Source organism: Paracoccus seriniphilus (assembly GCF_028553745.1).
Taxonomy (GTDB): domain Bacteria; phylum Pseudomonadota; class Alphaproteobacteria; order Rhodobacterales; family Rhodobacteraceae; genus Paracoccus; species Paracoccus seriniphilus.
In genome coordinates, this window is sequence record NZ_CP067129.1 from 304,570 (window position 1) to 330,503 (window position 25,934).

Sequence of the window (25,934 nt, forward strand, 5' to 3'; positions counted from 1 at the left end):
GTGCGCAGGAGGAACCGCCCGGCGGTTCGCAATCCAATGATCCCTGCCATTCACGACGGTTCTGAAGTTTTCGCGAAGCGTGCCGGGCGTCGCCGTCCGTTGACGAGGCGCAGCCCGCCTACGATCCGGTTCTGGTGTGCCCCGATCCAGCGCCCAAGCCGCCTGCCGTTGATCGCGCCGCCTTCGCCCGCGACCCGCAGCAGGGCCTCGCGGAACTCGGGGTGCACGAATTCGGCGCGGCCATAAAGCTGCGGTCGCTGTTCGGTCGCACGCTCGATCACGTCGCGAACACTGGCCGGTTGCAGGCCGATCACCTCGCGCCAGCCTTCCAGGACAGCGGTCAGCGCCTCGAGCTTCGGATCGGCGCCGCGAAGTTCCTCCATCGTGTCGCAGGGGTCGGCCTCACCCAGCCAGATCAGCGCGTCGCGGATCCAGCGCGACCAATCGGTGAAGGAGCCGAGCGGCGCGCGCTGCTGCGGTCGGCCGGCGATGTGGAAGGCGCGCAGGATGGTCAGCCCGGCCGAGACGTAGTCACCGCGCCTCTCGCTCACCATGGCGAGGGGATTGCGGTCGAAGGCGCGGAGCTCTGGCCGCTCCACCCCGGCGTCGAGCGTGGCGCGGAGCGCGCGGCGGGTCATGTCGCCCTCGAAGGTGAGGTTGTTGCCGGTGGCGAAGATGGCCGCGTTGCTCGGCACCTCGGCGTTCACGGACTTGCCAAGGATTCGGACCTTGAGGCTCGTTTGCGTCATGGTCTGGCAGAGAAGCTCGCCTCCCAGGGGTTCCTCGCAGTTGTCGATGGCGATCAGCACATCGCCCGCGATCAGCGCCGCGCCCAGCCGCTTCTCCATTTCCTCCTCGGACTTGCCCTGCGCGATCACCGGCGCGGGACGGGCGGTGGCGATCAGGCTCGCGAGGTCCACGAGCATGGATTTGCCAGTGCCCGCGGTCGGCGCGTTGAAGCCGTGGAGAGGGGCCGTGGGCAGCGAGCGGCGCACCAGCGCGGTCAGGATGGCCGAGAGCGCCACGGCGCGATCTCCTTCCGTCACGAAGGGGAAGGTCGAGATCAGATCCTTGAGATAGGCCAGAGCGCGCAACGCCATGGCGCGGTCGGGTTCGCGCGGCAGCGCCGGGAAATGGGCGTCCTGCGGATCGAACAGCAGCCCGGTCTGCGCGTCGTAGCCAGGCAGGTCGAGGATCGAGCCGTCGGCGCGCAGGGTCGGGCAGTTGATGATCCCGGTCAGCACCGGCAATCGCCATTGGCCCTCGCGCGCCAGGAAGGTTTCCGCGATCCTGTGCGGGCAGTCGGTGCTGAACCACTCGCCCTCGCGCTTGTCGAACCTCTTCCAATTCGCCGCGCGGGTGAAGGTCTCGGCCATGTGGTGCGCCTTGACGCTCACCAAACGCGGCGCATCGACCGTGCGCCCGTCCGAGACTGCCACCGGCACCATCGCCGGACGCACCACCATGCTGCCGCGCTGATAGTAACCGAGCCCCGCCTGCATCAGCGCGCCCTCGGCCATGTCCACGGCCCGATGCAGGAAGCCCGCAAAGATGCGGATTACCGGGCGGCCGTCTCCGTCGTCATCGTCGGCATCCTGGCCGTCTGAAATGCGAGCGCGCGAGGTTCGCACCCGCTCCACCCGCGCGGCGCGCCATCCGTTCTGTCGTGCGAGCCAGAACAGCGTGCCGACGGTCACGCTGCGCACGGTCGAGAAGCTGTCCCATTTTTCGGCAGTGTATCCCGGATCGTTCTTGCCCGCCTGCGCCGACCAGCTCTCCCACAGGTCGCGCCCCTCAGGCCCGAGTGCGGCGTAGAGTGCGAGTCCGACCTTGATCCAGTCGTCGTAGGGCAGATCGTCGTTCGGAATGTGGGCGACGGCTTCCTCGACCAGTTCGCGCGACGGGGCCTGATTCCGCTTGAGCCCGGCGGCCTTGCGACCCTCGCGCTCGATCTCGCGGCGGTCAGCGGTGCTGCACCCGCCAACCTTGCGCAGATATTTTTCGGCCGCGGCGATGAACGCCGCGCACCGCTCCTTGGTGACTGTCGGCAACTCATGCAGAGGCACATCGAGCGGCGAGCATTCGGGCCAATAGTAGGGCGCCTTCGTGTCCGGGTGGATGCCGAAGGCCACGAATTGCTGCCCGGTCGCCAGGATCTCGACGCGCGCCACCGTGCCGCCAAGCATGTGGAACTCGGGCGTCTGGATCTTGTCGAAGGGCGCGTCCGTCCGGAAGGCCAGCAGGATCTTCGGCGCGCGCCCGATCCGGCATGCGGGCGTCGGGCCAAGCATCTCGGTGGCGATGCCGCTCAGCTGTCGGGCATGCTGGGGATCGAGCACGTCGATGTCGATGCCGACCAGTGTCCCGCAGAGCAGGCCGGTGTTGGTGCAATTGCGCTGCGCCTTCGTCCAGCGGGCGATCTCGGCTTCGTCGGCGTTGGCACAGACCGTCTCCCAGCCCTTCATCATCGGCCGCTTGCCCGCGGCCTTCATGGCGACATGTGCGCCCAGCACCGGCACCGGGCGATAGCCGTTGCGATGCAGTTGCAGGCGCAGTTCGGTCGGATCCTCGGGCGCCGCAGGGGCGAGCGCGTTGGCGGACGCATCCGCCGACGCATCGTTGTGGGTCGTGTCTTTTGTCGTGCGGATGGCGTCCTCCATGGCTTACTCTCCGTCCAGAACCCAAGCGGCGAAGTCATCCTGTGCATGATCTTCGGCCGCTTCGGGGCTGCCGATGAACTTGACGAGGCCGTAGTAGACCTTGCTGGTCAGACCACGTGGGTCGCGCTCCCAGGAGGTGGTCCCGCGCAGGTCGTGATCAAGCTCGGCGCGCAGCCGGTCCAACGCTGCGAGGGTCCGATCCGCCTCGCGATAGGTCGGGGTGCCGGGCACTGCCGAGGCCATCACGTGGATCAGAGCATCGCGGGTGTTGCGAAGGCAGTTGTCCACGAACACATGTTCGTCAGTCGAAAACGGGTTGCGAAAATCGCTCATCGCGCGGCTTCCTGCTGCTCTATCCATTCGAGAAGCCGCGATTTGCGCGCGCAGATCACGTTGCCCATGCGGAACGTGGGCATCCGCACCTTGGCCTCGCTGGCGTAGTAATAGACCTTCCGCCGCTCCTTCGCGTCGCCGAAGACGAAGAGCGCGATGGCGTCCGCGCCCCGCAGAAGATCCTCGGCCAGCGTCGGGCAAACCTCTCCCGTGGCGGGTCCAGCCCGCAAATGCTCCTGCATGTTGTCCTCCGAAGTTTCTGATTGGCCTCAGGCGACGCCGAGGGACGCCTTCACGCGGTGTTCGAGTTGCTCGAGGTTCACCACCGCAAAGGCGCGAACCTTTGGATCGGCGACGATGCTGGCGATCTCGGCGGTCGGGACAATGCTACCCGAGGTGATGTCGATTTCGCCCTCGATGTCCGGGTCAGCCTCCGTGGTGCTGACCTGCCGGCAGATCGTGCTGATCACGAACAGCGCTCCACGCTCTTCGCGGAACTGCAGCTGCGCCGTGTGCATCGAGACGACCGCAGGCGAGAGCCCAAGGCGGCTGAACTCGGCAACCGCGCCGAGAACGATGGCATCCTCGTAGGTGAACTTCCTCGCCTTGCCCGGCTCAACAGGATTCTCGGGCTTGAAGTGTCCGCGCGAGATCCATGCCTCGACCTGATAGCGGGTTAATTGCGCCGCGTCCGCGATCTGCTGGATCGTGAATTCCTGGTCCATGACGATAACCTTTGACAGTGTGTTTGAGCTATGGGTAGATGACCTCCGACGAACTGTCAATGGTATTATCTAGACTGCAAAATTATGGACTTGCCTTCCCGGCGAAGCAGAGCGTGATTGAGCGTTGGAGGACGCAAATGGCCACGATCCGGAAGCGAACATTGCCCTCGGGCCTGGTGCGCTGGCAGGTGGATTTCACTGACCAGGCCGGAAAACGCCGATCGAAGCTGTTCCCGCGCCGGAAGGATGCCGATGTCTACCTTGTGAAGGTCCGCTCGCTGGTCGCCAACAACACCTATCTGGCCGACAGCGAGAGCATCACCGTGGCCGATGCCGCGAAGGCGTGGCTCGACCATTGCGAGATGCGCTGCAAGACGGGGCGGCGGATGGAGCGCACCACGCTTCGCGGCTACAGCGACTATGTCCGACTGCACATCACGGATGCGAAGGTCGGGATCGGGGACAAGTTGATCGTCCAGCTGACCCGCCGCCATGTGAACGAGTTCCGCGACCGGCTGCTGCTGAACGGCCGGTCCGAACATCTCACGCGCCGCGCGTTGTCGGTCCTCAAGCTCATCCTCGACCATGCCATCGACAACGGCCAGCTCTTCACCAACGCCGCGCAAGGCGTGCGGGTGATCAAGTCGAGCCGAATCGACTACAAGGCGCCGGTGCCCTCGAAGGAGACGATCCGCGCGCTGATCGAGGCTGCCGACGAGGACTTCAAGCCGCATTTGATTGTCTCGGCCCTGACCGGCCTGCGCGCTTCGGAGTTGCGCGGGCTGCGCTGGCAGGACGTGGATTTCGAGAAGGGCTTCATCCACGTGCGCCAGCGCGCCGATGCCTACAACCAGATGGGCGAGCCGAAATCGCGCGCGGGTTATCGCGACATCCCCGCCGGGCCGATGGTACTGAACGCCCTGCGCCGCTGGAAGCTGCGCTGCCCGAAGAGCGACCTTGGGCTGGTGTTCCCGGCACCGCGGGGCGGCGTCCTCCAGCACACCAGGACGCAGGCCCGGTTCCGCAAGCTGCAGGCGAAGGTCGGTGTGAAGCTGCGCTGGCACGACCTGCGTCATTTCGCAGTGTCGCTCTGGATCGAGCAGGGCTTTTCCATCAAGGAGGTGATGACCTTCGCCGGTCATTCCTCGATTCAGATGACCATGGAGCGTTACGGCCACCTGTTCCCGTCGCCCGACCACCAGAAATCGATGGTTCTTGTGGAGCAGCGCGTGCTTGGATAGCTGTCAGAGAAAACGACAGGAATTCCAATGAGCTGCCTTCCCTCGCACGGTCGCGTGAATTGCGTGCGTTGCTTCGCGCCCGCGACGGCCTCCGATTTCGACAAGACTAGACGCGAGTCGCCAGACCGCACATGGCGGATTACTTCGAACCCGCTCGCGTGGGGCAGCGTGGAGCCCGAAATTGTCGTGCTGGGGTTCTCAAAGGGGCCGACGCAAGCCGGCGCATTGGCGAGTTCACCTCACGACGAGATTGCCTACAAAGGATCGCGCACGGCCGTGGGCAAGATCCTCTCGCACATCGGCGTCGTCCCGACGCCAACGAATGGTGACTACAGGGGAATGGTCGACCGCCTCATCTCCGACAGGAATGGCCGATTCCATTTCGGTTCGCTCGTTCGATGCACTGTCGAGCGCTACGACGAGAAGGCTCAAGCCTGGAAAGGCTCGGGTGGCGGCATGCTCGACAAGTTCATGGCCACGCCATTCGGGAACGAGGTGGCGACGAACTGTGCTTCGCAGTTCCTCGGCGCGTTGCCGTCACGGACCCGGCTTGTCGTCATGTTCGGTTTGGGCACGAAGCTCAACTATGTCCGGGCCGCGCGAAAGCTGGTTGAGGCAGCGCGCCCGGGAAAGTGGAGGACAGTGAACGAGGTCGCCTATTCCGATGGAGACATCACCTTCGTGCATGTCGAGCATTTTGCGTCGCAAGGAGCCCTGATCCCCAACTGGCTCGGCGTGAACGATCATGACCGTGCTGCACTGGGGCGAAAGGCGCGAGAAGCGGTTCAGGCGGCTCTGGCTTCGTAGTTCCCATTCGTTCCCAACGTGTTGCGTCTATTCCGTGCGACACGTGGATGACGTTGCGAGTTCAAAATTGCTCTAATTTTTTGATTTTGCGAAACTATTCAGACTTCCCCGGGTTGCCTCATAACCTGAAGGTCGCAGGTTCAAATCCTGCCCCCGCAACCAGAATAAGTAATAAAAATATTCCGAAATCCCGCCAAATGGCAGGGACATGACGCGTTCAAACTCGTGTCAATGACGGGAGAATGGCTCAGAACCCGCGCAAAGCCGACAGGTATCTGGAGCCGAAATTGTCGCTGATCATCGACATCAATGCCCGAACACGCGCAAGTTGATGGCGGAGTGGTGGGCAAACCAGCGAAAGCTGGGTCTCCTCTGACCAGTCAGGCAGTACTTCAACCAACGCCCCAGTAGCAAGATCGGCCTGGCAATAGATGTCTGCCAGACGCGCGACGCCAAGCCCCGATCGGGCAGCGCGCAGCATCACGCGGCCGCTGGCAATGTTCAGCCCCCTGTTGACCTGCACCACGTGGCGCTGGTGGCCGCGCTTCAGCAGCCATTGCTCCACGCTGCCATAAATCAATGGAACGGCCTCGAGGTCCGCCGGTCTCACTATGGGGCCATGTTTGGCGAGAAAGGCTGGGCTCGCGACATAGCGCGTGCGAATACGGTGAAGTCCTCGCACCATCAGCGATGAATCAGGCAGATCCCCCATCCGGACGACAAGATCGTAATGCTGTTCGATCAGATCGACGCGAGGGCTGGAGAAATCCAGCCGAACCGACACCTCGGGATGTTCTTCCTGAAATTCCATGATGAGCGGCGCGACCAGATCTTCACCGATCAACCCGCCGACAGAGTTCATCCGGATATCCCCCTTCAGCGTGCGTGTCGATTGCCTCGCCCAATCCGACGCAGCATCAAGTTGCAGCATCGCCTGCTTGCACTGACGGAAATATCCTTCGCCGACCTCGGTAAGTCGAAGCCGGCGTGTCGTGCGGACCAGAAGCTGAACGCCAAGAGACAGCTCAAGGTCACTGACCAGTTGTGAAAGATTGGCCTTGGAATAGCGTGAAACTCCGGCGGCGGCGGTGAAACTGCCATGTTCGGCCACGAGGATGAAGGCGCGGATACCACGCCATGAAATATTGTTCATGATAACCGAACGATGATTTCAGATTAACGCCATAGATCAGCTTAATATCTGCGCATAGGTCATGTCCGGACACAAGAGGCCGCGGCAACCACGACCGCTGTCGATACTCAGGAGAGCGACATGACCAAACCACTTATCGTCATCACCGGTGCAAGTTCGGGCATCGGTGCGGCCATTGCAAAACGCTTCTCCGAGGCAGGCCATCCCTTGTTGCTGGTCGCGCGGCGGGTCGAACGGCTTGCAGCTCTGAATCTGCCCAATACGATGTGCCGGGCGGTTGATGTCACCGATACGGCCAGTTTTCGTGCCGCGCTGAAAGAGGCCGAGGCCGAATATGGTCCGGTCGACTGCCTGGTGAACAATGCCGGGGTGATGTTGCTGGGCCAGATCGAAACCCAGGATCCCGAAGAATGGCAGCGGATGTTCAATGTGAATGTCCTGGCATTGCTGAACGGCATGCAGGCGGTCCTGGCGGACATGAAATTCCGTGGCCGTGGCACGATCCTGAACATCAGCTCGATTGCCGGACGAAAGTCATTTCCCAATCACGCGGCCTATGTGGGTACGAAATTTGCAGTATCCGCCATGAGCGAGAATGTCCGCGAAGAGGTCTCGGACAGCGGAGTTAGGGTCATGACGATCTGTCCGGGGGCCGTGGACACGGAATTGCTGTCCCATACCACCAGTCAGGAGATCAAGGACGGTTACGAGGCCTGGAAGGACGCGATGGGCGGTGTTCTTGTGGCAGATGACATCGCGCGGGCGGCAGCCTTCATGTATGATCAACCGCAGAATGTGAACATTCGCGAGTTGGTCGTCGCAGCGACGCGGCAACCAGCCTGAGTTCGGGATGCCCGCAGTGGCAATGGCTGCGACGGGCATCCTGCGCTTTTGCAGTTCCGCTCCGGGATCACCGTCGCTTTTCGGCCTTTCCGGGGCGGGCGGGCTTGACATTCTGGGGCCATGACCGCCTCTGGCCCTTGCACAGCGGCGCGTCATGGTTATAAACCCGGTCGATTTGCGCCGCCCCCAGAAAGCCTCGGAGTTTCCCATGCCCAAACGTACCGATATCAAATCTATCCTGATCATCGGGGCAGGGCCCATTGTGATCGGACAGGCCTGCGAGTTCGACTATTCGGGCGCCCAGGCCTGCAAGGCGCTGCGTGAAGAGGGATACCGGGTCATTCTGGTCAACTCGAACCCGGCGACGATCATGACCGATCCCGAGATGGCCGATGCCACCTATATCGAGCCGATCACCCCGGAAGTCGTCGAAAAGATCATCGCCAAGGAACGCCCCGACGCGCTGTTGCCGACCATGGGTGGGCAGACCGGCCTGAACACCGCGCTGGCGCTGGCTGATTCCGGCGCGCTCAACCGCTATGGCGTCGAACTGATCGGCGCGCAGCGGATGGCCATTGAAATGGCCGAAGACCGCAAGCTGTTCCGTGAGGCGATGGACCGCATCGGGCTGGAAAATCCGCGCGCCACGATCGTTGCCGCACCGAAGCTGGCCAACGGCAAATACGACATCTCGGCCGGTGTGGCACAGGCGATGGAAGCCCTGGAAGAAATCGGGCTGCCGGCGATTATCCGTCCGGCCTATACCCTTGGCGGAACCGGCGGCGGTGTTGCCTATAACCGGGACGATTACGAACGGATCGTTCGCTCGGGGCTGGATGCCTCGCCCATGGCACAGGTGCTGATCGACGAAAGCCTGCTGGGCTGGAAGGAATACGAAATGGAGGTCGTGCGTGATCGCGCCGACAATGCCATTATCGTCTGCTCGATCGAGAACGTGGACCCGATGGGGGTTCACACCGGCGACTCGATCACCGTGGCGCCGGCACTGACCCTGACGGACCGCGAATACCAGATCATGCGCAACGGCTCGATCGCAGTCCTGCGCGAAATCGGTGTCGAGACCGGCGGATCGAACGTGCAATGGGCGATCAACCCCGCCGATGGCCGCATGGTCGTGATCGAGATGAACCCGCGGGTCAGCCGCTCTTCCGCGCTGGCCTCCAAGGCCACCGGCTTCCCGATTGCCAAGATCGCCGCCAAGCTGGCGGTTGGCTATACTCTGGACGAGCTGGACAATGACATCACCAAGGTGACTCCGGCAAGCTTCGAACCTTCGATCGATTATGTCGTCACCAAGATCCCGCGCTTTGCCTTTGAAAAATTCCCGGGCAGCAAGCCCGAACTGACCACCGCGATGAAATCGGTGGGTGAGGTTATGGCCATCGGCCGCAGCTTCCATGAATCGCTGCAGAAGGCCCTCACCTCGATGGAGAACGGCCTGTCCGGTCTGGACGAGATCGCCATCGAAGGCATGGCCGAACAGGGCAAGCCCGCCGTCATCGCCGCGCTGTCCCAGCAGACGCCGGACCGTCTGCGCGTCATTGCCGAGGCCATGCGCTTTGGCATGAGCAATGACGAAATCCAGCGAGTCACCAGCTTTGACCCGTGGTTCCTTGCCCGCATTCGCGAGATCGTCGAAACGGAAAACGGCGTTCGTGAAAACGGGTTGCCCGAGAATGCAGATGACCTGCGCGCGCTGAAGATGATGGGCTTCACCGATCTGCGGCTGGCACATCTGACCGGGCGCGAAGAGGCCGACATCCGCCGTGCCCGTCTGGCCGCCGACATCCGCCCGGTCTTCAAGCGTATCGATACCTGCGCCGCCGAGTTCGAGGCCCAGACCCCCTACATGTATTCCACCTATGAAGCCCCGGCGATGGGCGATGTGGAATGTGAAGCGCGTCCGACGGATGCGAAGAAGGTCGTCATCCTTGGCGGCGGCCCCAACCGGATCGGCCAGGGGATCGAGTTTGACTATTGCTGCTGCCATGCCTGTTTCGCGCTGACCAAGGCCGGCTATGAAACCATCATGGTCAACTGCAACCCGGAAACCGTATCGACCGATTATGACACTTCGGACCGGTTGTATTTCGAACCGCTGACCCTTGAGCATGTTCTGGAAATCCTTCGGACCGAGCGGGACAATGGCACGCTTCATGGCGTCATCGTTCAGTTCGGCGGGCAGACTCCGCTGAAGCTGGCCAATGATCTTGAGGCCGAGGGTATTCCGATCCTGGGCACCACGCCTGACGCCATCGATCTGGCCGAGGACCGTGAAAGGTTCCAGGATCTGCTGAACCGGCTGGAGCTGAAACAGCCGATCAACGGTATCGCACATAGCGCTGCCGAAGCTGTTGCGATTGCTGAACGGATCGGCTTTCCGCTGGTCATCCGCCCCTCCTATGTGCTGGGCGGGCGAGCCATGGAAATCGTGCGCGATATGGACCATCTGAACCGCTATATCACCCAGGCGGTTGTCGTGTCGGGCAAGAACCCGGTGTTGCTGGACAGCTATCTGACCGGCGCCATCGAGGTGGATGTGGATGCACTTTGCGATGGCGAGAATGTCCATGTCGCAGGGATCATGGAGCATATCGAGGAAGCCGGCGTCCATTCGGGCGACAGTGCCTGCTCTCTGCCGCCCCATACGCTGGATTCCGACACGATTGCCGAACTCAAGCGTCAGACCGAACTGATGGCGCGCGGTCTGCGCGTCGTCGGCTTGATGAACGTGCAGTTCGCGCTGAAGGATGGCGAGATCTTCGTGCTCGAGGTGAACCCGCGGGCGTCGCGCACGGTGCCCTTTGTTGCCAAGGCCACCGACAGCGCCATTGCGTCGATTGCCGCGCGCCTGATGGCGGGAGAGCCGATGTCGAACTTCCCGGCGCGGGCGGCCTACCCCGAAGGCGTCGGCCCCGAGGACGATCTGCCCTTCGCCGATCCGATGACTCTGGCCGATCCGATCACGCCCTGGTTCTCGGTCAAGGAGGCCGTGCTGCCCTTTGCGCGTTTCCCTGGCGTGGACACCCTGCTTGGGCCGGAAATGCGCTCGACCGGCGAAGTCATGGGCTGGGATCGCAACTTCCCGCGCGCCTTCCTGAAGGCACAGCTGGGGGCCGGAACGGTTCTGCCGCATGAAGGGCGGATCTTCCTGTCGGTCAAGGATGCCGACAAGACCGATGCGCTGGCCCAGGCGGCTCGTGATCTGACTCAGATGGGCTTTGAGCTGATCGCAACCTCGGGCACGGCGGATTTCCTTGCCGCGCAGGGCGTCGAGGCCAGCCGTGTGAACAAGGTCTACGAGGGGCGCCCGAATATCGTTGACCGGTTGAAGAATCAGGATATCGCCATGGTGCTGAACACGACCGAGGGCGCGCAGGCGATTGCCGATTCCCGTGAAATCCGTGCCGTCGCGCTCTATGGCAAGATCCCCTATTTCACCACGGCGGCGGGCAGCATTGCGGCGGTTGCCGCGATCAAGTCGCGCGAAGAAGGCGAAGTCGGGGTGCGCTCGCTTCAGGCCTGAGAGGCCGGGCGGGGCCGGACTTTCCTTCGGATATGAAAAGGGGCGCGGCCAGAAATGGCCGCGCCCCGGTTTTTCCGACTGCAGGATCAGAGAATGAAATCTCCGGCCCAGTAGTCATTGGCGTCATCCGCGCCGTCCAGAATGCGGATCGTCATCTCGGGTGCGCTGTCGGCATCGGTGTTGACCCGCAGCCAGGTTTCTCCACCGACATTCTGCATCCAGATCGTGCCAGCACCGCCATTGGAGGTTCCATTGAAGGTGAAGGCCTGATCACCTGCCAATCCCGTATTGGCATCGATCGAGGACAGGTCGATCTTGTCTTCGGTCGCCGAAACAGGATTGATCCCCGCACCTTGGAAATCGGTGATCCGGTCATAGTTGCCGGAGCTGCCAAAGGGCGATTCCGAGGTGCTGAAGAAGCGGAACGTGTCCTCGCCGCTACCGCCGGTCAGCGTATCCGCGCCCTGACCGCCTGCCAGCGTGTCATCGCCCCGGTTGCCTTCCAGATCGTCATCGCCAGTGCCGCCATGGACATAGTCATGCCCACGACCGCCGGACATCTCGTCGTCGCCCGAATTGCCATACATCCGGTCATGGCCCGACTGGCCGTAGAGGTTGTCATCACCATTCTGGCCATAGAGATAATCGTTCCCGGCGCCGCCAAAGACGGTATCCTCACCGCCGCCACCATAGATCGCGTTGGCCGACGACGTGCCCGTCAGACGGTCGTCACCATTGCCCGAGCGAAGGTATTCAAAGCCGGTAAAGCTTTCGCCGGTATAGTTCGTGGCCCCGGTCGCCAGATTGATATTGTAGTCTCCATTGAACGACGTGGTGTTCAGCCAGTCGGTTCCCGAACCGCCGCGCAGGGTCTCGGCCGATCCCAGCCCGGCATAGACATAGTCATTGCCGCTGCCGCCGTCATAGATGCCGTTGCCACTGGAATGGATGGTGTCATTTCCGGATCCGCCATAGACGGTATCGCGTCCGCCGCCACCGGTCAGATTGTCATTTCCGGCGCCGCCGCTGATATAGTCGTTGCCGGCCAGGCCATCGATGCGGTCATTGCCATTGTTGCCATATATGCGGTTCGCGCCCGTTGTGCCGGTCAGCGTATCATTGCCCGACCCGGAATAGAGGTTCTCGAACTGGGTAAAGCTTTCGCCGGAGAAATTCGTGGCACCCGTCGTCATGTTGACATTGTAGTTTCCGGTGAAGCTGGCGGTGTTCAGCCAGTCGGTTCCCGAACCGCCGCGCAGGGTCTCGGCCGATCCCAGCCCGGCATAGACATAGTCATTGCCGCTGCCGCCGTCATAGATGCCGGTGCCACTGGAACGGATGGTGTCATTTCCGGATCCGCCATAGACGGTATCGCGTCCGCCGCCACCGGTCAGATTGTCATTTCCGGCGCCGCCGCTGATATAGTCGTTGCCGGCCAGGCCATCGATGCGGTCATTGCCATTGTTGCCATATATGCGGTTCGCGCCCGTTGTGCCGGTCAGCGTATCATTGCCCGACCCGGAATAGAGGTTCTCGAACTGGGTAAAGCTTTCGCCGGAGAAATTCGTGGCACCCGTCGTCATGTTGACATTGTAGTTTCCGGTGAAGCTGGCGGTGTTCAGCCAGTCGGTTCCCGAACCGCCACGCAGGGTCTCGGCCGATCCCAGCCCGGCATAGACATAGTCATTGCCGCTGCCGCCGTCATAGATGCCGGTGCCACTGGAACGGATGGTGTCATTTCCGGATCCGCCATAGACGGTATCGCGTCCGCCGCCACCGGTCAGATTGTCATTTCCGGCGCCGCCGCTGATATAGTCGTTGCCGGCCAGGCCATCGATGCGGTCATTGCCATTGTTGCCATATATGCGGTTCGCGCCCGTTGTGCCGGTCAGCGTATCATTGCCCGACCCGGAATAGAGGTTCTCGAACTGGGTAAAGCTTTCGCCGGAGAAATTCGTGGCACCCGTCGTCATGTTGACATTGTAGTTTCCGGTGAAGCTGGCGGTGTTCAGCCAGTCGGTTCCCGAACCGCCACGCAGGGTCTCGGCCGATCCCAGCCCGGCATAGACATAGTCATTGCCGCTGCCGCCGTCATAGATGCCGGTGCCACTGGAACGGATGGTGTCATTTCCGGATCCGCCATAGACGGTATCGCGTCCGCCGCCACCGGTCAGATTGTCATTTCCGGCGCCGCCGCTGATATAGTCGTTGCCGGCCAGGCCATCGATGCGGTCATTGCCATTGTTGCCATATATGCGGTTCGCGCCCGTTGTGCCGGTCAGCGTATCATTGCCCGACCCGGAATAGAGGTTCTCGAACTGGGTAAAGCTTTCGCCGGAGAAATTCGTGGCACCCGTCGTCATGTTGACATTGTAGTTTCCGGTGAAGCTGGCGGTGTTCAGCCAGTCGGTTCCCGAACCGCCACGCAGGGTCTCGGCCGATCCCAGCCCGGCATAGACATAGTCATTGCCGCTGCCGCCGTCATAGATACCCTGTCCGCTGGAACGGATGGTGTCATTGCCGGAACCGCCATAGATCGTGTCGCGCCCACCAGCGCCGCCAAGCCGGTCATTGCCGCCAAAGCCATAGATCAGGTCGGCACCCGAGGTGCCTGGAATGTTGTCATTTCCATTTGTACCGAAGATAGGCATGTCGTGCTCCTTTCAGTCCATTTGCAGGACCCGCAAATCGGATAATTCCCGAAGTCGAGTTGACCGAAGCGCCGTGAAACTGCTGTGAAATGCTTTTTGGCTTTGATTTTATTGGATTATTTTTCCGTAGTGTCGAATCCGCGGCGCGGCGGGATCTGCAGCTGCTCGGGCTGGTGTCGCAATTGGCAGTGATAGTTTATTATTTTCAATGGCTTGGTGTAATTTCTGGCGATTCCCCGTGCGTGATTCCCGTGTGAAACCGCATTGACCGGAGCGGTGCGTTCACTGACAGCGGGTGCCGGTTGCCGCGATCAACGCTGGATGTCATGGCGCAGCATCTTTCCATTTGTTCGAAATATCATTCCGCCAATAGGGGGCTAATCGCAAAGGCCGCCGCGGGCTATGTCATGGCAAGGCAGACAGGAGACGTTCACGATGAAAAGCACCGCCCGACTTTTGACCGCGCGCGCAAGCACCTATTTGCAGCAGCTGTGCAAGCATTTCGGTCACAAGGTGCCCGTCGAGTTCACGGCCCATGAGGGCCACATCACCCTGCCTTTCGGAACATGCGCCCTGCGCGCGGATGAGGCAGGGCTGACCCTGATAAACATCTGCGAGCCCGAGAACATCGAGAAAATGGAGAAGGTCATCGGGGATCATCTTGCCCGTTTTGCCTTCCGTGAGGAATTTTCACTGACCTGGCAGCGCGACGGCTGATGCCTCCGCATTCCCCCGCAAGTCATACAGGAGAACTGAGCATGAAAATCGCAGTTACGGCCGTTTCGGGCCAGTTGGGGCATGCCATTGCCAGCAATCTGGTCGCATCCGTCGGGGGTGAGAATGTCGTGGGCCTGGCCCGCACCCCAGGTCATGTGAAGGGGCTGGATATCGATCTGCGCCCGGGCGATTATGACTCCCCCGATCAGCTTCACGCCTCTTTGGCCGGTATCGACGCCGTGTTGCTGGTCTCGGGCATGGAGGCGCCCGACAAGCGTATCCGGCAGCATCGCAATGTGATCGAGGCGGCGCATGCAAATGGTGTTCGCAAGATCGTCTATACCAGCATTCAGGGCCCTGAAGAGGGCACGGCATTCTCACCCGTGGTGCAAAGCAACCGTCAGACCGAAGCAGATATCCGTGCCAGCGGGATGAACTGGGCGATCGGGCGCAATGGCATCTATATCGAACCGGATGTGGAATATATCGACAGCTACAAGACCGTTGGAGAGGTCGCGAACTGCGCCGGAAATGCCAAATGCGGCTATACCACCCGCGCTGAACTGGCGCAGGCCTATGCCAGCCTGCTGACGCGACCGGAACTGGATGGCGGCACCTACAATCTTCATGGCACGGCGATCACCCAGTCGCAATTGGTGGATTACCTGAACAAGAGCTTTGATGCCCGACTGACCTATCACGAGATTTCGGTCGCCGATTTCGCGGCGCAGCGCAGCGCCGAGTTGGGCGATTTCCTTGGGCAGATCATCGGCGGCATCTACGAAGGCATTCGTCTGGGCGCGTTTGACAACCCCAGTGATTATCAGGCGGTGACCGGACGGGCCCATCAAAGCTGGGACGATTATTTCGGCAGCCTGTAAGGCAGCGGTGCGGCAGGCACCGCCCGCGATGACTTCCGCGCCGGGCGAACTGTCGTTCGGGAAACGAAACGGATATGACCGCCCGGGATTTTCCGGGCGGCTTTTCCGGTCGCGCGGATCGTGTGTGATCAATGCGATCAGGCGCCATGCCGGCTGCGGACCTCGTGACCACAAGCTTTCGCAAACCCCGAGGGCGAATACCCTGCAACGGGTTTTCGGAACTGTTGTTCAGGATAGATGAAATCTGTCTTTCCAGCCGGCTTGCGCCGGACCGCCTTGGCGGCAATCACGGTCGAATAATCTTCGACGTGAAAGACAGTGGTGAGCCCGACAGGATTCGAACCTGTGACCCACTGATTAAAAGTCAGTTGCTCTACCAACTGAGCTACGGGCCCAACACGGCGCTTACTAGGGGGAGTGCTCGGGGGCGTCAAGCAGAAAAAACATCCCACTAGCGGAAAAGTTTCAGGCTCACTATATGCACCCCATGATGAACAATAATTCCGACGGCCTGCGCTTCATGAAAATGCATGGCCTGGGCAACGATTTCGTGGTTCTGGACTTGCGGGACGGGGGCGCGCCTCCCTCGCCGCAGGTCGTCGCGCGCATTGCCGACCGCCATTGCGGCGTTGGCTTCGATCAACTGGCCACCGTCGCATGGGACGATCAGGCCGATGTCCGGCTGGTCTTCTGGAACGCTGACGGCTCGTTCAGTTCCGCCTGTGGCAATGCCACGCGCTGTATCGCCCGTTTCGTCATGGACGAAACCGGCCGGGACCGGCTGAGCCTGCGCACGGATCACGGCATGCTGTATGCCGAGGACGCAGGACACGGGCTGACCCGCGTCAACATGGGGCAGCCGGTGCTGGACTGGCAGTCGATTCCCCTGGCGCAAGAGGTGGATATAGACCACCTGCCAATCGCGGGCGATCCGGTGGCGACCGGAATGGGCAATCCGCATATGACCTTTTTCGTCGAGGATGCCGATGCGGTGGATCTGCACAGCTTCGGTCCCGAACATGAACATCACCCGCTGTACCCTGAGCGCACAAATGTCGAGGTGGTGCAGGTGCTGGCGCGCGATGAGATCCGCCTGCGCATCTGGGAGCGGGGCACTGGTCCGACATTGGCGTCTGGCTCATGTTCCTGTGCGGCGGCCGTTGCGGCGGCGCGGCGCGGGCTGACGGACCGGCGGGTCAAGGTCAATGTTCCCGGAGGCGTGCTGATGATCGACTGGCGCGAGGGTGGCGTCTGGATGGAAGGCCCGACCGCCTATGTCTTTGACGGCGTGCTGACGCCACAATGGTTGGCATCATGAGCACGCCCGTCTTTTCGACTCTGGGATGTCGTCTGAACGCCTATGAAACCGAGGCCATGCGCGAAATGGCCGAGGATGCAGGGCTTTCGGGCGCGGTTGTGGTCAATACCTGCGCCGTGACCGCCGAGGCCGTGCGCAAGGCGCGGCAGGAAATCCGTCGGCTGGCGCGTGAGAATCCCGGCGCGCCGGTGATCGTGACCGGCTGCGCCGCCCAGACCGAGCCGGAAACCTTTGCCGCCATGCCCGAGGTAACCAAGGTCATCGGCAATCATGAGAAGATGCAGCCTGAAACATGGCAAAGCCTGCATGCCCCCGATCTGATCGGAGAGACCGAGAAGGTTCGGGTCGATGACATCATGTCGGTCAAGGAAACGGCGGGTCATCTGATTGACGGTTTCGGCCGTCATCGCGCCTATGTGCAGGTGCAGAACGGCTGTGACCATCGCTGCACCTTCTGCATCATCCCCTTTGGTCGTGGCAACTCGCGCAGCGTTCCCGCGGGCGTGGTGGTCGAACAGATCAAGCGGCTTGTCGGCCGCGGTTTCAACGAGGTGGTGCTGACCGGGGTCGATCTGACCTCATGGGGTGCCGATTTGCCGGGACAGCCGCGCCTGGGCGATCTGGTCATGCGGATTTTGCGCCTGATCCCCGATCTGCCGCGCCTGCGGATCAGCAGCATCGATTCCATCGAGGCCGATGAAAACCTGATGCTGGCGATCGGTTCGGAACCACGCCTGATGCCGCATCTGCATCTGTCGCTGCAGGCTGGCGATGACATGATTCTCAAGCGGATGAAGCGGCGGCATCTGCGCGATGATGCGATTCGCTTTTGCGAGGACGCCCGCAAGCTGCGCCCCGATCTGGTCTTCGGGGCTGATATCATTGCGGGATTCCCGACGGAAACCGAACAGATGTTCGAAAACAGCCTGAAGCTGGTCGAGGATTGCGGGCTGACCTTCCTGCATGTGTTTCCCTATTCCGCCCGCAAGGGCACACCGGCCGCCCGGATGCCTGCGGTCAAGGGGCCGGTCATTCGCGAACGCGCGGGCCGGCTGCGTCAGGCCGGCGCTGCGGCGCTGCGCCGTCATCTCGAGGCTCAGAAGGGGCAGGTCCACCGCGTCCTGACAGAAGGGCCGCGGCTGGGGCGCACCGAGCAGTTCACCGAGGTGGAATTCTCCACCGATCAGCCCGAAGGCAGCCTGATGGATGTAACCATCGCCGGGCATGACGGTCTTCGCCTGACGGTCTGAGATGGCATGTGATGCTGCTTGCGGCCTGCGGCACTGTGGGGCAATTTGCGGCCTGGCGACAGAATGCCCTGTCACGGTGGTATCCGGCCCGGAAGGTGGCTATGATCTGCCAGCTTTGGGGCGGTCTTTCCGCACCCATGTCGATATCCTGATGGAGGCCCGAAATTGAGCGAGATCGAAAAGCTGTCATTCGAGGAGGCCATGCGCGAATTGGAGGCGACCGTGGGCAAGCTGGAAACCGGCGAAGCGACGCTGGAGGAATCCATTTCCCTCTATGAACGCGGGGCCGCGCTGCGCGCCCATTGCGAAAAGCGCCTGCGCGAAGCAGAGGAGCGGGTCGAGAAGATCACCCTGTCGGCCAATGGGCAGCCCGAGGCCGTCAAGCCGGCCGAGGGATCGTGATGCAGGCCCGGCTGGAGGAGGTCAAGACGCAGGTTCAGGCCACGCTGGATGGCGCCATTGCGACCCTGCCCGAGAGCGAACTGCGTGATGCGATGGCCTATGCCACTGTCGGTGGCAAGCGCGTGCGGGCCTTTCTGGTAATGGAATCCTGTCGTCTTCACGGCATTGATGCCCGGGCCGCCTTGCCCGTTGCCGCCGCCGTCGAGGCCTTGCATGCCTATAGTCTGGTGCATGACGATCTTCCAGCCATGGATGATGATGACCTGCGGCGTGGCATGCCGACCTGTCACGTTCAATGGTCCGAAGCGACGGCCATTCTGGCTGGCGATGCCCTGCAGACCCTGGCCTTCCAGTTGCTGACAAGCGAGGTGATCGGCGATGCCGAGGCGCGTCTTCGGTTGCTGCGGGCCTTTGCCGAAGCGGTGGGCGCAAATGGCATGGTCTGGGGACAGGCACAGGATATCGCGGCAGAAACCGCCGACCGGCCGCTGGATCTTGCCGAGGTCAAGCGGTTGCAGCGCGCCAAGACCGGGGCGCTGTTCGGCTTTTCGGCGATGTCGGGGGCGCTGATTGCCGGAGGGGATTCCGCGCCTCTTGGACGCTATGCCAAGGCGCTGGGGCTGGCATTCCAGATTGCCGATGACATTCTTGACGTGACCGGTGACGAGGAATTGACCGGCAAGCGGGTCGGCAAGGATGATGCCGCAGGCAAGGCAACTTTCGTTTCCCTTCTGGGGCTTGAGGGCGCAAAGGCCGAGGCGAGACGCTATGTCGCCAAGGCAACGGATGCGCTGAACCCCTATGGCGAGGATGCGGAAAACTTGCGTGATCTGGCGCGTTTCGTTATCGAACGCGATACCTGATCGCCGCGCCGGAGGGCCAAGCCATGACAGATCGTCCCCAGACACCGGTTCTTGACAGGGTCAATCTGCCCTCGGACCTCAAATCCCTGACCGATACCGAACTGCGGCAATTGGCGGATGAGTTGCGCTCGGAAACCATCAGCGCGGTCAGCGTGACCGGCGGCCATCTGGGCGCGGGGCTGGGCGTGGTCGAATTGACGGTTGCGCTGCATGCGGTGTTCGATACGCCGCGTGACAAGGTGATCTGGGATGTCGGGCATCAATGCTATCCGCACAAGATCCTGACCGGACGGCGCGACCGTATCCGCACGTTGCGCACCGGTGGCGGTCTGGCCGGTTTCACCAAACGCGCGGAAAGCCCCTATGATCCTTTTGGCGCGGGCCATTCCAGCACCTCGATCTCGGCCGCCCTGGGCTTTGCCGCAGCGCGGGATCTGGGCGGAGATCCGGGCGATGCCATCGCAGTAATTGGCGATGGTGCCATGAGCGCGGGCATGGCCTATGAGGCCCTGAACAATGCCGGTCATCTGGGCAAGCGCCTGTTCGTGGTGCTGAACGACAATGAAATGTCCATTGCGCCGCCGGTGGGCGCAATGTCCTCTTATCTGACGCGTCTTTACACGGGCGGGCCTTTCCAGGAACTGAAGGCCGTGGCCAAGGGCGCGGTCGGGATGTTGCCCGATGCCGTTCAGGAGGGTGCAAGGCGCGCGAAAGAGATGCTCAAGGGCATCGCCGTCGGCGGCACGCTGTTCGAAGAACTGGGGTTTTCCTATATCGGGCCGGTCGATGGCCATGATCTGGAACAGCTCTTGCCGCTGCTGCGAACCGTCAAATCGCGCGCGAGCGGTCCGATTCTGATCCATGCCGTCACCCGTAAGGGCAAGGGCTATGCGCCGGCGGAAAACGCCGCCGATCGCGGTCATGCCACCGGCAAGTTCCATGTGGGCACGGGGGTTCAGGCCAAGACCAAATCGAATGCACCCAGCTATACTTCGGTCTTTGCCAGGGAGCTGATCACCCAGGCAACCGGCGATGACCGGATTGTCGGGATCACCGCCGCCATGCCGGATGGCACCGGATTGAAACAATTCGCCGATCGCTTTCCACGCCGCAGCTTTGACGTGGGCATTGCCGAACAGCATGCCGTGACCTTTGCCGCCGGTCTGGCGGCGGGGGGGATGAAGCCCTTTTGCGCGATCTATTCGACCTTCCTTCAACGCGGCTATGATCAGGTCGTGCATGATGTCGCCGTTCAGGGGTTGCCCGTGCGTTTTGCGATAGACCGCGCGGGGCTCGTCGGCCAGGACGGGCCGACCCATGCGGGCGCCTACGATATTGCATTCCTTGCCAATCTTCCCGGTTTCGTGGTGATGGCTGCCTCGGATGAGGCCGAACTGGCGCATATGGTCGCGACGGCGGCGGCCCATGACGAAGGGCCGATAGCCTTTCGTTTTCCCCGTGGCGAGGGAACCGGTGTCGATCTTCCCGAGCGCGGTGAGATCCTGCCCATCGGAAAGGGCCGGATCGTGCAGCCCGGCAGTGGCGTTGCGCTGTTGTGCCTCGGGACGCGCCTCGGCGCGGCCATCGAGGCGCGCGAGGCACTGGAGGCCCGTGGTATCCGGCCGACCATTGCGGATGCGCGCTTTGCCAAACCGCTTGATCGCGAGATGATCCTGGAACTGGCACGCGACCATGACGCGCTGATCACCATCGAGGAAGGCGCCATCGGCGGCTTTGGCAGTCATGTCGCGCAATTGCTGGCCGATGAAGGCGTCTTTGACCATGGGTTGAAGTTCCGCTCTATGGTGCTGCCCGACCGTTTTGTCGATCACGATGCCCCCTTTGCCATGTATGAGGATTCCGCGCTGAATGCGCGGCATATCGAGGCAAAGGTTCTGGATGTTCTGGGCGTCGATTCCATCGCGGATTGCCGCGCTTGAACCGACACGCCGGCCGGTTGCCTAGCTGTAGCTGCGGATCAGGGCGCCGGCGATCATGCTCCAACCATCGACAACGACGAAAAACGCCAGCTTGAAGGGCAGGGAGACCACCACCGGTGGCACCATCATCATGCCCATGGACATCAGGACTGCAGAGACCACCAGGTCAATGATCAGGAAGGGCAGCGCGATCAGAAAGCCGATTTCGAAGGCCCGCTGAATCTCTGACAGCATGAAGGCGGGTATCAGGACCGACAATCGGTCCGGCGGCCCTGACGCGGCGGGAGCCAGTTCCGCGAGTCCGGCCATGGTGTCCGGATCGGTACGCGCACTCATGAAATCGGCAAAGGGTTGAATGCCGAGACGAAGTGCTTCGGAGATCCCGATCGAGCCGTCACGCAGCGGCGCGCCGGCCACCTGCCATGCCTCGCGCAGGACCGGATCCATGATGAACCAGGTCAGAAACATGGCCAGGCTGACAATCAGCATATTGGGTGGCGATTGCTGCAGGCCAATGGCCTGACGCAGGATCGACAGCACCGTCACGATGAAGGGAAAGCAGGTGATCATAATCGCAATGCCCGGTGCCAGAGACAGCGCCGTCAGGACCAGAACCAGCAAGACAGCATTCTGTCCCAGACCGGCGGCAGCCTGATCCAGCCCACCCGGCACCTGCGCATGGAGAGTCGCCGGTATCGTGATGATGGGCAGCGCGATCAGGATGGTCCCTTTCACGCGACCTCCGTCGGCCCGGAGATACGCACGCATAACCGTTCCTCTGCGCTGCCATCGCCGGTCAGCTCGCCCCGCGCGATCACCTTGTCGCCGACGCAGATTTCGACGCCGTCATCGATTGTCTGGTCCAGAATCAGGATGTCACCTTCATGCAGGGCGGCCAGCTGCGCCACGGTTCGGCGCGTCCGCCCAAGCCGTATGGTGACCTCGACCTGGATATTGTCGGTATCGATCAGATGTTTCAGTCCGTCCATGGGTTAACTGCCGTCATTGAGTTCATGAATGATCGCGCGAATTTCCTGGGCGATCTGTTCGGCCGAGATCTCGATGCGCCCCCCCTGCAGGGTCAGGTTGATCCGGTTGTCTTCGGTTTCGGTCACTTCGATATTCTCAATCTCCAGCTGTCCCAGACATTTGCGGACCATTGCTGTCTGGCGCGCACCGCATGAAATTCTGGCACGCAGCGGTTGGGACGTTTCCGACAGGCGGACCAGTTCCTCCAGCAGGGCCTCTTCAAGGCGGCGTGATTCTGAGGCCGGAGCCAGATTGTCGATGATTGCGTCCAGAATCGGCGCCAGCGCAGAGACCGCTTCCTTGCGCATCTCGGCACGACGAAGGCTGTCGTCCGTCAAAGCCTTGCCCAGACGCGCAAGCCCGGCTTCAAGATTGCGCAGCTGGTCGTCGGTTGCCTTTGCGACACCTTCAGCCAGTCCGTCGGAAAATGCCTGGTCAAGATCCGCCTGAAGAAAGGTCGGAACCTGCTGCCGCCCCGGTTTTGCGGCTGAAAAGGATTCGAGTTGAAACGAAGCGAGGGTCAATGCGCGTTCTCCTTGTTGTCGATCCAGCCGCTGAGGATCTTGACGCTTTCGTCGTGCCGCTCGCGCATCATGCTGCGCAGGCGCGCCACCGGATCGCCCTGGGGCAGCGACAGTTGCGGGTGGGGCGTGACGGGCGGTGCCAGTAGCTGGCCGTCAGGTTCGGCGTCGGCAGCCACGGGTTCACTGGCGGCTGAAACTGTTTCGGTGCCAGCGGCGCTGTCATCCAGCAATGCGGTCGGCTGCAGCACCGGGCGGTTTTTCAGGATCGGGCGCAGGATCAGCAGCGCCACGGCAAGCGCAAAGAAACCGACCATGGCCAGACGCGCGAGAGTGTTCAGCTCCAGGCGGTCAAGAAATCCGGAATCGGCCTGCGTCCCTGTCGTCTCCAGCTGTGCGAAAGGCAGCGATTTCACGGTGATCATGTCGCCGCGGCTTTCATCATAGCCTACGGCGGAGGCCACCAGGTCACGCAGGACATCGAGCTCGGCGTCAGGGCGGGGCACCAGAACGGGCTCGTTCCGGTCATTGCGTGTCTCGATACCGTTCACCAGTACAGCGACGGTCAGGCGGCGGATCGCGCCGGGTTGGCGGGACACTTCGCGTCGCAGGCTGCTGACCTCGTAATTGGCTTGCTGGCGGTTTTCGGAACGCGAGGTCTGCTCGCTTTCTTCCTGTGCTCCATTGCCTTCGGGCAGGTTCGAGGCGGCGGTAACGGCCGCCGGACCAGAGGAATTGCTTTGGTTGCTGGTTTCCTCGGTGACCTGAGAGATCAGGGCGCGCTGGTCCGGGTCATAGCGCTGCTCGGTCACAAGCTCGGTTTCCGTGACCAGATCGAGGTTCAGTTCGACAATGGCATTTCCGACCCCGACATGGGGTTCCAGAATGCGTTCGACATTGCGCTTCATCTGGGCCGCGCGATCCTTGCCGGCATGCTCTTCCGATGCCGAAACAATCCCGCGTTGGCTATCGATGACGGTGACATCCTCGGGGCGCATGCCCGGCACCCCTGATGAGATCAGATATCGCAAGGCCGAGGCCTGTTCACCGGTGATGCCCTGACCGTTTGTCGTCAGGGTCACGGATGCGCTGCCGGTGATGTTGCGGCGGTATCCCCGGCCGGTTTCGACGGCCAGATGGACCCTTGCGGATTCGACATTGGGCAAGGCCAATGCGGTTCGCGCCAACTCGCCCTCTTTGGCGCGCCAATAGGCGGCATCAAACATCTGCGATGTGGTGCCGAACCCGGACATGCCGTCCAGAAGCTCATATCCCGCCGTGCCCGTGGCCGGCAGCCCCTGCGCGGCCAGTTCCATGCGCAGATGATCACGCTGGCTTTCATCAACCCAGATCGCATCGCCGCGGATCTCATAGGCGGTGCCGGATTTTTCTATTTCGGCAATCACCTCGCCCGACTGGGCCGCATCCAGGCCACCATACAGCAATGCCATCTTCGGATGATTGGCCAGCCAGGCAAAACCGGTGATCGCAAGAAATGATACCAGAAAGGCCGCCGCGAGAATGGCTTTCTGACCTGAGCTTCGCTCGTTCCAATAGTCTCGCAGTTTTTGCAAAACCGTCCCCTTCGAATCAGCATCCGTCTGTCGTCAGGGTCTTGATGCCATGGTGTCGATTAAGAATTGGTTAGTCGCCGGCTGCTAAGTCCGTCTTGTCACGACGGAGAATCACCATGACCCAGGCGACCGGGGCGTCACCCGAGACGGGTGCCGGCAAAAAGCGTTTACTGATGATGACTGGCGCGGTTGTTCTGTTTGCAGCCTGCGGATTTGCCTCGACCTATTTGGGGTTTTGGTCCCCGGCCGCACTGCTGGAACAGGCAAGGCGGGACAAGTCGCAGGATGCGCTCGGAGATGTCGTGTTTCTGGGGCTTCCCCGGATCGAACACAGCCTGCCCGGAAGCGGGGGGCGCAATGTGGTTCTGTCGGTTTCCATCGAGACCGGGGCGGAGCATGCCGCCGGGATCGAACAGCTGACGCCCCGGCTCTTGGATGCGTTCAACGCCTTCGTCGCCGGGATCGATCCCGCCGCCTATGACAAACGTGGTGTGCTTGAGATCGTGCGGGCCGAACTGATGACGCGGGCGCGCCAGATTCTGGGAGAAGAGGCGGTGAAAGGCCTTTTGATCACGGAGTTCTTGATCAGATGACAGTGGAGATGATGTTGCAGGCTGCCCTGGTGGCGGCGTCACTTGGTCTGGCATGTTTCTGCCTGGTTCTGGCGCGCAGGCTTCGGCGCCTGAATGACCTTGAAACCGGGTTGGGAGGGGCCATCGCAGTGATGGCCGCCGAGGTTGATCGGCTGGAACAGGCCATCCAGACAGCGCGTGCCGAAGCCACCGAAGCGGGTGAAAGCCTGTCGCAGGAGATTGCCCGCGCGCGCAAGGAACGTGCCCTTTGGGAACTGCGCCAGCGAATCGATGAGGCAGCGGGCCCCGATCAGCCCACGGTGCAGTCGATGCGTCGGCTGCGCAAACGCGTTGGAGGACAGGATGCGTAAGGTTCTGATGCCCTTGCTGATCTTGACATTTCTTGCGCCTGCCGCGCTGGCCCTTTGGCAGGCGCAGGGCCTTTCGCGCCTGTTTGCCGCCTTTGCGGAGTCCGGGGAGCTGCTGCAGGGCTGCACAGATGTGCCCGAAGCAGTGGCCTTGGCAGAGGAGCTGAGAGACCGCGCACTGCGCATCGAGCGCTACATGCGAAGCATCGAGGACCGCAAGACCGAACTGGCGAAAGCCGAGGAGAGCCTGACGGCGCGACTGCGCGAACTCAAGGCGCAAAAGAGCCGTATTCGCGCGCGCCAAGACTCTGCCTCAAGCGATGTGCGGTCAGATATCGACCGGCTTGTGGCCCTGTATGACCAGATGAAGCCGGACCAGGCGGCGGCGGTCCTCACCAATCTGCCAGCAGATTTTGCGGCCGAGATCCTGATCCGGGTCCGTCCCGAAGCGGGGGCCAGAATCATCGCAGCGGTCGAGCCGCGTCAGGCCGCCCTGCTGACGGCTCAGATGGGCGCGCGCAGCGTCCGGAAACAGTAGG

Annotated in this window: 24 protein-coding genes and 1 tRNA gene; 14 read left to right on the forward strand and 11 right to left on the reverse strand. The window is 61.9% G+C overall.

Features of this window, described 5'->3' with window-relative positions; translation table 11 throughout:
- Window positions 1-50: 50 nt before the first annotated feature.
- From JHW44_RS01425 to JHW44_RS01440, 4 genes are read right to left on the reverse strand one after another with little or no spacing between them, the layout of a single operon-like run.
- Window positions 51-2,660: a PriCT-2 domain-containing protein gene (locus JHW44_RS01425; RefSeq protein WP_089343901.1), complete on the reverse strand. Its 2,610-nt coding sequence runs from the start codon at window positions 2,658-2,660 to the stop codon at window positions 51-53.
- Window positions 2,661-2,663: 3 nt separating this feature from the next.
- On the reverse strand, window positions 2,664-2,993 hold the full coding sequence (locus JHW44_RS01430; protein WP_089343900.1) for a hypothetical protein: 330 nt from the start codon (window positions 2,991-2,993) through the stop codon (window positions 2,664-2,666).
- Window positions 2,990-3,235 carry a hypothetical protein gene (locus tag JHW44_RS01435; protein WP_245846983.1) on the reverse strand — a complete coding sequence of 82 codons (246 nt, stop codon included), beginning with the start codon at window positions 3,233-3,235 and terminating at the stop codon, window positions 2,990-2,992. The genes JHW44_RS01430 and JHW44_RS01435 overlap by 4 nt, the downstream gene beginning before the upstream one ends.
- Before the next feature lie 27 nt (window positions 3,236-3,262).
- On the reverse strand, window positions 3,263-3,718 hold the full coding sequence (locus JHW44_RS01440; protein ID WP_089343899.1) for a MerR family transcriptional regulator: 456 nt from the start codon (window positions 3,716-3,718) through the stop codon (window positions 3,263-3,265).
- Between the two features lie 137 nt (window positions 3,719-3,855).
- Here JHW44_RS01440 and JHW44_RS01445 point away from each other — a divergent pair, with 137 nt between their 5' ends.
- Window positions 3,856-4,959, forward strand: a complete 1,104-nt coding sequence (locus JHW44_RS01445) for a site-specific integrase (RefSeq protein WP_089343898.1) — start codon at window positions 3,856-3,858, stop codon at window positions 4,957-4,959.
- Window positions 4,960-4,986: 27 nt separating this feature from the next.
- Window positions 4,987-5,766, forward strand: coding sequence for a hypothetical protein (locus JHW44_RS01450; protein ID WP_245846982.1), 780 nt, complete (start codon window positions 4,987-4,989; stop codon window positions 5,764-5,766).
- 247 nt (window positions 5,767-6,013) lie between these two features.
- Here the strand turns inward: JHW44_RS01450 and JHW44_RS01455 are convergent, their stop codons facing one another.
- Window positions 6,014-6,919: a LysR family transcriptional regulator gene (locus JHW44_RS01455; protein WP_089343897.1), complete on the reverse strand. Its 906-nt coding sequence runs from the start codon at window positions 6,917-6,919 to the stop codon at window positions 6,014-6,016.
- 120 nt (window positions 6,920-7,039) lie between these two features.
- Here JHW44_RS01455 and JHW44_RS01460 point away from each other — a divergent pair, with 120 nt between their 5' ends.
- A complete protein-coding gene (locus JHW44_RS01460) occupies window positions 7,040-7,762 on the forward strand; it encodes an SDR family oxidoreductase (RefSeq protein WP_089343896.1) in 723 nt (240 codons plus the stop codon).
- A gap of 208 nt (window positions 7,763-7,970) precedes the next feature.
- Window positions 7,971-11,309: a carbamoyl-phosphate synthase large subunit gene (gene carB / locus JHW44_RS01465; protein WP_089343895.1), complete on the forward strand. Its 3,339-nt coding sequence runs from the start codon at window positions 7,971-7,973 to the stop codon at window positions 11,307-11,309.
- Between the two features lie 86 nt (window positions 11,310-11,395).
- On the opposite strand, the gene JHW44_RS01470 is transcribed toward carB, so the two are convergent.
- Window positions 11,396-13,960: a beta strand repeat-containing protein gene (locus tag JHW44_RS01470; protein WP_272850290.1), complete on the reverse strand. Its 2,565-nt coding sequence runs from the start codon at window positions 13,958-13,960 to the stop codon at window positions 11,396-11,398.
- 435 nt (window positions 13,961-14,395) lie between these two features.
- Between JHW44_RS01470 and JHW44_RS01475 the strand changes: the two genes are divergently transcribed.
- Both JHW44_RS01475 and JHW44_RS01480 read left to right on the forward strand, forming a co-directional pair.
- Window positions 14,396-14,677, forward strand: coding sequence for a DUF2218 domain-containing protein (locus JHW44_RS01475; RefSeq protein ID WP_089343893.1), 282 nt, complete (start codon window positions 14,396-14,398; stop codon window positions 14,675-14,677).
- Window positions 14,678-14,718: 41 nt separating this feature from the next.
- The gene (locus JHW44_RS01480; RefSeq protein WP_089343892.1) at window positions 14,719-15,558 is read left to right on the forward strand and encodes an NAD(P)H-binding protein; all 840 of its coding nucleotides are present in this window, start codon (window positions 14,719-14,721) and stop codon (window positions 15,556-15,558) included.
- A gap of 319 nt (window positions 15,559-15,877) precedes the next feature.
- On the opposite strand, the gene JHW44_RS01485 is transcribed toward JHW44_RS01480, so the two are convergent.
- Window positions 15,878-15,953 (reverse strand) — tRNA-Lys (locus JHW44_RS01485).
- Window positions 15,954-16,078: 125 nt separating this feature from the next.
- Here JHW44_RS01485 and dapF point away from each other — a divergent pair.
- From dapF to dxs, 5 genes are all read left to right on the forward strand, one after another.
- A complete protein-coding gene (gene dapF, locus JHW44_RS01490) occupies window positions 16,079-16,876 on the forward strand; it encodes a diaminopimelate epimerase (protein WP_089343950.1) in 798 nt (265 codons plus the stop codon).
- Entirely contained in the window at window positions 16,873-18,126 is a 1,254-nt protein-coding gene (gene mtaB / locus JHW44_RS01495; RefSeq protein ID WP_089343891.1) for a tRNA (N(6)-L-threonylcarbamoyladenosine(37)-C(2))-methylthiotransferase MtaB, read from the forward strand. The genes dapF and mtaB overlap by 4 nt, the downstream gene beginning before the upstream one ends.
- Window positions 18,127-18,291: 165 nt before the next feature.
- Entirely contained in the window at window positions 18,292-18,528 is a 237-nt protein-coding gene (locus JHW44_RS01500; protein WP_089343890.1) for an exodeoxyribonuclease VII small subunit, read from the forward strand.
- A complete protein-coding gene (locus tag JHW44_RS01505; protein WP_089343889.1) occupies window positions 18,528-19,391 on the forward strand; it encodes a polyprenyl synthetase family protein in 864 nt (287 codons plus the stop codon). The genes JHW44_RS01500 and JHW44_RS01505 overlap by 1 nt, the downstream gene beginning before the upstream one ends.
- 23 nt (window positions 19,392-19,414) lie before the next feature.
- On the forward strand, window positions 19,415-21,331 hold the full coding sequence (dxs, locus tag JHW44_RS01510; RefSeq protein WP_089343888.1) for a 1-deoxy-D-xylulose-5-phosphate synthase: 1,917 nt from the start codon (window positions 19,415-19,417) through the stop codon (window positions 21,329-21,331).
- Between the two features lie 21 nt (window positions 21,332-21,352).
- On the opposite strand, the gene fliP is transcribed toward dxs, so the two are convergent.
- The 4 genes from fliP to fliF are packed head-to-tail and all read right to left on the reverse strand — an operon-like array spanning window position 21,353 to window position 24,455.
- The gene (fliP, locus tag JHW44_RS01515) at window positions 21,353-22,099 is read right to left on the reverse strand and encodes a flagellar type III secretion system pore protein FliP (protein WP_089343887.1); all 747 of its coding nucleotides are present in this window, start codon (window positions 22,097-22,099) and stop codon (window positions 21,353-21,355) included.
- Complete coding sequence (locus JHW44_RS01520; RefSeq protein WP_089343886.1) at window positions 22,063-22,320, reverse strand: FliM/FliN family flagellar motor switch protein; 258 nt, start codon at window positions 22,318-22,320, stop codon at window positions 22,063-22,065. The genes fliP and JHW44_RS01520 overlap by 37 nt, the downstream gene beginning before the upstream one ends.
- Before the next feature lie 3 nt (window positions 22,321-22,323).
- The gene (locus JHW44_RS01525) at window positions 22,324-22,884 is read right to left on the reverse strand and encodes a hypothetical protein (protein ID WP_089343885.1); all 561 of its coding nucleotides are present in this window, start codon (window positions 22,882-22,884) and stop codon (window positions 22,324-22,326) included.
- Window positions 22,881-24,455, reverse strand: coding sequence for a flagellar basal-body MS-ring/collar protein FliF (gene fliF, locus JHW44_RS01530; protein ID WP_089343884.1), 1,575 nt, complete (start codon window positions 24,453-24,455; stop codon window positions 22,881-22,883). Before fliF ends, JHW44_RS01525 begins: the two co-directional genes overlap by 4 nt.
- Before the next feature lie 116 nt (window positions 24,456-24,571).
- Here fliF and JHW44_RS01535 point away from each other — a divergent pair, with 116 nt between their 5' ends.
- From JHW44_RS01535 to JHW44_RS01545, 3 genes are read left to right on the forward strand one after another with little or no spacing between them, the layout of a single operon-like run.
- Window positions 24,572-25,048: a flagellar basal body-associated FliL family protein gene (locus JHW44_RS01535; RefSeq protein ID WP_089343883.1), complete on the forward strand. Its 477-nt coding sequence runs from the start codon at window positions 24,572-24,574 to the stop codon at window positions 25,046-25,048.
- Window positions 25,045-25,398, forward strand: a complete 354-nt coding sequence (locus tag JHW44_RS01540) for a hypothetical protein (protein WP_089343882.1) — start codon at window positions 25,045-25,047, stop codon at window positions 25,396-25,398. Before JHW44_RS01535 ends, JHW44_RS01540 begins: the two co-directional genes overlap by 4 nt.
- Window positions 25,391-25,933 carry a MotE family protein gene (locus JHW44_RS01545; RefSeq protein ID WP_089343881.1) on the forward strand — a complete coding sequence of 181 codons (543 nt, stop codon included), beginning with the start codon at window positions 25,391-25,393 and terminating at the stop codon, window positions 25,931-25,933. The genes JHW44_RS01540 and JHW44_RS01545 overlap by 8 nt, the downstream gene beginning before the upstream one ends.
- Window position 25,934: the final 1 nt, after the last annotated feature.

Coding starts and splice junctions, on each gene's coding strand:
- JHW44_RS01425 (WP_089343901.1), bottom strand. CDS start 2,660: ATGGAGGACGCCATCCGCACGACAAAAGACACGACCCACAACGATGCG.
- JHW44_RS01430 (WP_089343900.1), bottom strand. CDS start 2,993: ATGAGCGATTTTCGCAACCCGTTTTCGACTGACGAACATGTGTTCGTG.
- JHW44_RS01435 (WP_245846983.1), bottom strand. CDS start 3,235: ATGCAGGAGCATTTGCGGGCTGGACCCGCCACGGGAGAGGTTTGCCCG.
- JHW44_RS01440 (WP_089343899.1), bottom strand. CDS start 3,718: ATGGACCAGGAATTCACGATCCAGCAGATCGCGGACGCGGCGCAATTA.
- JHW44_RS01445 (WP_089343898.1), top strand. CDS start 3,856: ATGGCCACGATCCGGAAGCGAACATTGCCCTCGGGCCTGGTGCGCTGG.
- JHW44_RS01450 (WP_245846982.1), top strand. CDS start 4,987: ATGAGCTGCCTTCCCTCGCACGGTCGCGTGAATTGCGTGCGTTGCTTC.
- JHW44_RS01455 (WP_089343897.1), bottom strand. CDS start 6,919: ATGAACAATATTTCATGGCGTGGTATCCGCGCCTTCATCCTCGTGGCC.
- JHW44_RS01460 (WP_089343896.1), top strand. CDS start 7,040: ATGACCAAACCACTTATCGTCATCACCGGTGCAAGTTCGGGCATCGGT.
- carB (WP_089343895.1), top strand. CDS start 7,971: ATGCCCAAACGTACCGATATCAAATCTATCCTGATCATCGGGGCAGGG.
- JHW44_RS01470 (WP_272850290.1), bottom strand. CDS start 13,960: ATGCCTATCTTCGGTACAAATGGAAATGACAACATTCCAGGCACCTCG.
- JHW44_RS01475 (WP_089343893.1), top strand. CDS start 14,396: ATGAAAAGCACCGCCCGACTTTTGACCGCGCGCGCAAGCACCTATTTG.
- JHW44_RS01480 (WP_089343892.1), top strand. CDS start 14,719: ATGAAAATCGCAGTTACGGCCGTTTCGGGCCAGTTGGGGCATGCCATT.
- dapF (WP_089343950.1), top strand. CDS start 16,079: ATGAAAATGCATGGCCTGGGCAACGATTTCGTGGTTCTGGACTTGCGG.
- mtaB (WP_089343891.1), top strand. CDS start 16,873: ATGAGCACGCCCGTCTTTTCGACTCTGGGATGTCGTCTGAACGCCTAT.
- JHW44_RS01505 (WP_089343889.1), top strand. CDS start 18,528: ATGCAGGCCCGGCTGGAGGAGGTCAAGACGCAGGTTCAGGCCACGCTG.
- dxs (WP_089343888.1), top strand. CDS start 19,415: ATGACAGATCGTCCCCAGACACCGGTTCTTGACAGGGTCAATCTGCCC.
- fliP (WP_089343887.1), bottom strand. CDS start 22,099: ATGCGTGCGTATCTCCGGGCCGACGGAGGTCGCGTGAAAGGGACCATC.
- JHW44_RS01520 (WP_089343886.1), bottom strand. CDS start 22,320: ATGGACGGACTGAAACATCTGATCGATACCGACAATATCCAGGTCGAG.
- JHW44_RS01535 (WP_089343883.1), top strand. CDS start 24,572: ATGACCCAGGCGACCGGGGCGTCACCCGAGACGGGTGCCGGCAAAAAG.
- JHW44_RS01540 (WP_089343882.1), top strand. CDS start 25,045: ATGACAGTGGAGATGATGTTGCAGGCTGCCCTGGTGGCGGCGTCACTT.
- JHW44_RS01545 (WP_089343881.1), top strand. CDS start 25,391: ATGCGTAAGGTTCTGATGCCCTTGCTGATCTTGACATTTCTTGCGCCT.